The sequence below is a fragment of the Paraburkholderia ribeironis genome, from assembly GCF_900019265.1.
GTDB classification, from domain to species: domain Bacteria; phylum Pseudomonadota; class Gammaproteobacteria; order Burkholderiales; family Burkholderiaceae; genus Paraburkholderia; species Paraburkholderia ribeironis.
Genome location: NZ_CYGX02000082.1, coordinates 1 through 4,791, shown reverse-complemented (window position 1 = coordinate 4,791; position 4,791 = coordinate 1). Strand labels below are relative to the sequence as shown.

General features: G+C 58.3%; 3 protein-coding genes and 3 pseudogenes. 4 read left to right on the top strand and 2 right to left on the bottom strand.

Annotated features, from left to right (window positions below):
* Window positions 1–509 (top strand): ABC transporter ATP-binding protein (locus tag BN2475_RS29060; RefSeq protein ID WP_094782877.1); only part of this gene is annotated, 509 nt, incomplete at its 5' end.
* A 287-nt stretch (window positions 510–796) separates the two neighbouring features.
* Here BN2475_RS29060 and BN2475_RS35895 read toward each other — a convergent pair.
* Window positions 797–1,384, bottom strand: coding sequence for a reverse transcriptase N-terminal domain-containing protein (locus BN2475_RS35895; RefSeq protein ID WP_094782876.1), 588 nt, complete (start codon window positions 1,382–1,384; stop codon window positions 797–799).
* Window positions 1,385–2,143: 759 nt separating this feature from the next.
* Here BN2475_RS35895 and BN2475_RS36630 point away from each other — a divergent pair.
* Window positions 2,144–2,320 (top strand): annotated as a pseudogene (locus BN2475_RS36630) (IS6 family transposase); the annotation flags it as partial.
* A gap of 318 nt (window positions 2,321–2,638) precedes the next feature.
* On the opposite strand, the pseudogene BN2475_RS29045 reads toward BN2475_RS36630, so the two are convergent.
* A pseudogene (locus BN2475_RS29045) lies at window positions 2,639–3,682 on the bottom strand (IS110 family RNA-guided transposase).
* Window positions 3,683–3,810: 128 nt separating this feature from the next.
* On the opposite strand from BN2475_RS29045, the gene BN2475_RS29040 reads away from it, so the two are divergent.
* Together BN2475_RS29040 and BN2475_RS29035 are read left to right on the top strand one after the other, a co-directional pair.
* On the top strand, window positions 3,811–4,503 hold the full coding sequence (locus tag BN2475_RS29040) for a hypothetical protein (RefSeq protein ID WP_094782875.1): 693 nt from the start codon (window positions 3,811–3,813) through the stop codon (window positions 4,501–4,503).
* A gap of 153 nt (window positions 4,504–4,656) precedes the next feature.
* Window positions 4,657–4,791, top strand: a pseudogene (locus tag BN2475_RS29035) (IS6 family transposase); the annotation flags it as partial.

Sequence of the window (4,791 nt, the reverse complement as noted above, 5' to 3'; positions counted from 1 at the left end):
AGGGCATCCCGGCGCACGAGCTGCTCAAGCGCGGTCTGGCGATGGTGCCGGAAGGGCGTGGCATCTTCGCGCGCATGTCGATCGTCGAGAATATGCAGATGGGTGCGTATCTGCGTAACGACACGGACGGCATCAAGGCGGACGTGGATCGCATGTTCGGGTTCTTCCCGCGCCTGAAGGAACGCGCGTCGCAATACGCGGGCACGCTCTCGGGCGGCGAACAGCAGATGCTGGCGATGGCGCGTGCGATCATCTCGAAGCCTAAGCTGTTGCTGCTCGACGAACCATCGATGGGTCTGTCGCCGATCATGGTCGAGAAGATCTTCGAAGTGGTGCGATCGATTTCGGCAGAAGGCATGACCGTGCTGCTGGTCGAGCAGAACGCGCGTCTGGCGCTGCAGGCGGCGAATCGCGGCTACGTGATGGACTCGGGTCTGGTGACGATGTCGGGTGACGCGAAGCAGATGCTGGATAATCCAAAGGTTCGGGCAGCTTACCTCGGAGAGTAATGCCATTCTGTGATACCGGCTACGGGAAGCCGGGTCCCGGCTTCCCGAGCGATCCGCCGATGCTGGACGAAGCCGAGACAGCAGGAAATCGACTGTTTACTGATTGCAGGTTTTGAGGCGGTCGTCCGTGATGGGATTTCGCTATATCATCAGGATCGCAAATGTTTTCGAGAAGACTGAATTGAGAAGACCAGATTGAGGTGATAAAGGGAGAGTGGGGCAAGGTACGCGTGAGCTGGATCACGACGCACCGCGCCGGAACTGAAAACCTCAGCGACGCTCTTCAATCAGATGCGGCAGTAGTGCCGCAGGTTGATCATCGCATAGGCGAGGGTCTTGAACGCGTAGTGAAGAAGGCTGAGGCGTTCGAAGCGCAGCAGTAGACGGCGAAACTTGTCTTTCCAGCCGAACAGCCGCTCGATGGTGTTGAAGCGCTCTTTAAAAATGGCCGGCTCGAACAGCGCCTTGCGGCCGCGTTTGGACTTTTCCCTGCCACGCGGGTTCGGGTTGATGTTGGGCACCACGCCACGATTGAAAGTGGCCTTGCGATTCGTGCGGCAATCGTAGGCACCATCAAGGCTGACGATGGTGCCGTGCAGTGCCAGGCCTGCTTCGCGGGCGGCCTTCATCAATATGGGCAATGCCTCGCGTAACATCGGCGATTCGTTGTGGTTGCCCGGTGCGACCACGAACGGTGCAATCACATTGCAGTTCCGCAGACGTTGCAGTGCTTTCACCTTGCCCCATCGGCCTTCCCGGGTTGCTTTGGCGATACGCACCTGAAGTCGTTTCACATCTGCCTCAATGTGTGACCAGTTCACCTGATCCCACATTTGGGCAGAGCGCGAGGGCGCACCGGCGCCGGTCGCCGTCATCTGCCTTCCCTCGTATAACGATTGGTCAAAGTTCTCTCGCCATGAATGACCGCGCGGGAGTCTGCCCGCTTTCGCGTCGGACGATGTCTCAGCCCGTATCCCGTCCATTACAGCCGGGCCTTCGCTTTCTCCGCCTTCCTTTACCCACAGTACCAACAGCGTTCCTTGCGGTTCGCCTGCCGTTGCCGGCGGCACTATGGGCTTACCCTGTTCCGCATGAATTTCCGAGCAGGGCGGACCCTTCTGCTTCGCCGGCGGTGGTTCTGTCCATGATGGTCCAGTCTTCGGAGACCATTCCTCACCGCGTCATTTGGCTTGTTCAAGATCACGACGTTAAACTGAAGTTCACATATGTTGGTCGTACCCACTCATCCCTTGCTCCTCTCCGCCTTTGTGCTGGCAGATTCCGCTCTGCCTCGCGGCTCGGCGTACCGGATAACCGGCGGCTACGTTGTCCCCGAAGCTTCATACCGAGCTGTTACCGGCTCCGCATGTCCGGGTAGGGAACGGTTGATGGAACAACCGGTTTCGTCAGGTCATACCTGCTCCTGTGAAACAGAAACTCACGCGACTTGCAGGTCGCACAAACACGTTCTTGGCGATATCCACACCCACTGCCGTAATCTTCATCGCGGACTCTCCCGGTTGCCTGTGAAGACCTTCATGATCTTCCAACTTGGGAAGTGATGCCGTCGGCCCGTGAGGATCCGTCTTCACTCGTTCCGACCGCTCACTGCGTGGGAGGCGTTCATTTCATTCATCAAGTCCAGACTCAACGCGATGCTCGGCCTCACATGCTTCAGAAACGCGGCCGTCACGATCTCGGGCATCGAGTTGATGCATCGCATTCGCAAAGCGCAATTCGATCTCACGAACCTGCGCCTCAAAGATACCAATGCGCCCGCTATTTGGAACGCAGTTCTTTCCGCTCGATGAGGTGGCGGCGAATACGCCGTTTCTCGCTCGCCATTGAAATTTGCACCATGTATGGACGCCCCCCTGTTGTCAAGCAGTCCCAGTTTTCTGGCATCAGGTCGAGATTGCAGCCGTGTATCCGGGCTCAGTTGGCAGCACTCGCTGCGGGCCCACGATGAATATCCGCGAATGGGTACCCCATCAGAGCCTCGGGCTTGGTTGCCCTTGGTGCAAAGCGGGTTTGGCCCACCACGGTCCGACCGTTCTGTCATCCAATTGAAGTCTGCTCAAGCAACCTCCGGGAAGTGAATGCTGTTTCGCTGTTAATAGCTGAACCTGTCAATCCGTCACGCTGGATCGCGCAGGTACATGGCTAGCCTGAAAGGCCTGATTTCGTATCAGCATGGCCCATGCTGTCCGTGCATTCTTTGCCGCGAGCGCCACGGCAGCGATGTTTTTGTGTCGGCGTCGGCACAGTTTCATCAGCCAGGAATCAGCCATCTCGGTCTTGGCGGCTGCCATGCGGATAACCGCACGGGCGCCGTGAATCAGAAGTGTTCGCAATGCCGTATCGCCGCGCTTGCTGATGCCCAGCAGGCGCGGGGTTCCGCCCGAGGAATGTTGACGCGGCACCAGACCCAGCCAGGCAGCAAGTTCCCGGCCGCTGCGAACGCTTCGGGCGTCGCCGACTGACGCTGCCAGGGCCGACGCGGTGAGCGGGCCGATTCCGGGTATGGTTTCGAGAAGTTGGCCGGGCGCATCGGTCCGGTGGATTGCGCGGATACGCCCTTCCAGTGCGGCCACCTTGTTGCCAAGTTCGCGCAGGTGCTCGACGAGCATCTGGATTAACGCCCGGAACGGTTCGCAATGCTAACTGTCACGGTTGGAAAGAGCCGCCATGGCCCGTTGCCCCAGCAGCCGGATACCCTGTGGCAGCACGATACCGAATTCGCCCAGAAGCCCACGGATCTGGTTGGCCAGTGCTGTGCGCGACTTGACCAGCCCGGCACGTGCGCGATGCAGCGACAGCATTGTCTGTTGCGCCTGCGTCTTGACCGGTACAAAGCGCATGTTCGGTCGTTGTATCGCCTCGCAGATTGCTTCGGCGTCAGCCGCATCGGTCTTGTTGCTCTTTACGTAAGGCCGCACGAACTGCGGGGCAACCAGTCGAACGGTGTGTCCGAGCTTTGCGAGCTCGCGGCCCCAGTAGTGCGACGAGCCGCACGCTTCCATGCCGATCACACACGGGTCAAGCGTGGCGAAATACCGGAGTACATCCGTGCGTCTCAACTGCTTGCGTACAACCATGTGGCCTTGCCGATCCACTCCGTGAAGCTGCAACACATTCTTGGCCAGATCCAGTCCAACAGTCGCTATGTTCATGATGAACGCTCCTTTGCCGTGGAAGTCACGACTTCTCCTTTGGCATAAATCCTTTCGCCGCTTAGCGGGAGTCGTCCATCACATCAGAGCCCTCAAGAATTAGTTCGCTCGGCTCTGCCAGAACTTTCATGATCGCTTGCAGCACCGACCCCTCGATCCTTACCGCGACAAAGCCGCAGATTTCGGTCACGGAAACACGTTGGTTGCGCAGTACGCGCCACGGTGACGTATCATGGAACGACTGGATCTTTCAACTCGACGAAGGAGAAGTCATGGGAAATCTATGTGCTGGTGGCATCAGCAGTTCAAACGCGCGTCACAACGTTGAGGTCACACCGGGGGGCACCCCAAGCTCTCCCCGGGGTGCCCCCGAAACGGTAACGGAAACGGAAACGGAAACGGTAACGGTAACGGAAACGGTAACGGAAACGGACAGGATGATGGCGGAAATCGATCGAACTCTCATGCGGTTGAATTCCGATGTCGACGAGTTGATTCAACGGACGGCGGGTGTTCCCGAACTGGTGGCGCAACGCAACGCTGCAATCGCTCTGCAACGGCGGGTTATGGATCGCCTCGGGGGTAATTTTAGCGCAGGAGGGCCTGACAATTTTGAGCGTCGTATCAACCGAATCTCGGCTCAAATCGACCAATATCACAATGCCGTGAATCGACGGGATCGCGAACAGGGAGAGCAAGCAAGGCAACTCTTTGCGTTCGAGGCGGATCCTGACAACTTTTCACAGCCCTTTCATGAGTCGGCCCGGTTCGCCTTCCCTACGTCGACGTCGAGCGGGGGATACAGGTCGGATAGTGAGTGATCGCTGACTGCAAATCCGTTCGTCGAACCTGGGCAAGCCCAGTTTACACGCAAGGCTTTGTCGCGGTAAGGATCGAGGGGCGAGCGAGATTGTTATACAAAGTACTGCTTATATTGGGAGGTCGTAGAATTGATCAGCGGCGGACGGATGGGTGCCCATCGTGACAAGGCCGCAGCCCGCCGGTATTTCGAGAAATCGATCGATCAGAATGGGGAACCCGACACCGTGACAATCGACAGGAGCGGCGCCAGTCTCGCCGCGCTCGAAGCGCAGCAGGAAATCGATGGT

Coding starts and splice junctions, on each gene's coding strand:
- BN2475_RS35895 (WP_094782876.1), bottom strand. CDS start 1,384: ATGACGGCGACCGGCGCCGGTGCGCCCTCGCGCTCTGCCCAAATGTGG.
- BN2475_RS29040 (WP_094782875.1), top strand. CDS start 3,811: ATGATCGCTTGCAGCACCGACCCCTCGATCCTTACCGCGACAAAGCCG.